Consider the following 719-nt stretch of genomic DNA (forward strand, 5'->3'; position numbering starts at 1 on the left):
AGGTACACCACCACCAGCGCACCGATCAATGCATAGGGCGACAGATGCATGCTGTCGACCCACTCGGCCAGCTCGCGCGGGATGCCGGTGAAGGCCATGGTCTTGGTCAGGAACGCGGCCCCGGCCAGGATGAACATGATCATGCAGCTGGTGCGCGTGGCACCCATGAGCCCGTCCTTGAAGTTCTGCCAGGTCAGGCTCTTGCCGTAGGCCGCGATGGCCAGCGAGCCGAGCACCCCGAAGGCCGCGCACTCGGTGGCCGTGGCCCAGCCGGCCACCAGCACCCAGACGATGAACACGATCAGCAGCGCGCAGGGAATGAGGTTGCCCGACAGCCGGATCTTCTCCATGAAGGTGGTCGGTGGATCGGCCGGCGGCACCTGGTCGGGGTGGCGCAGGCTCCACCAGCCGATGTAGCCCGAGAACAGCAGCATCAGCAAGAAGCCCGGCAGGAAGCCGGCCAGGAAGATGCGGATGATGGAAGCGTCGGCCGCCACCGCGTACACCACCATGGTGATCGAGGGCGGGATCAGGATGCCCAGCGTGCCGGCCGTGGCCAGCGAGCCGATGGCCAGCTTCTCGTTGTAGCCGCGGCGCTTGAGCTCGGGCAGCGCCACCTTGGCGATGGTGGCGCAGGTGGCGGCCGACGAGCCCGAGACCGAGCCGAACACGCCGCAGCCGAGGATGGTGGTGTGCATGAGCCGGCCGGGCACGCGGTT

Annotated in this window: 1 protein-coding gene; it reads right to left on the reverse strand. The window is 67.7% G+C overall.

All coding sequences use genetic code 11. The features are described from left to right. The coding region (locus tag AC07YS_RS31910) for a TRAP transporter large permease (RefSeq protein ID WP_495270371.1) at window positions 1-719 on the reverse strand (719 nt) is incomplete at both ends.

The organism is Variovorax sp. GW458-11-26-14-LB1 (assembly GCF_059423965.1).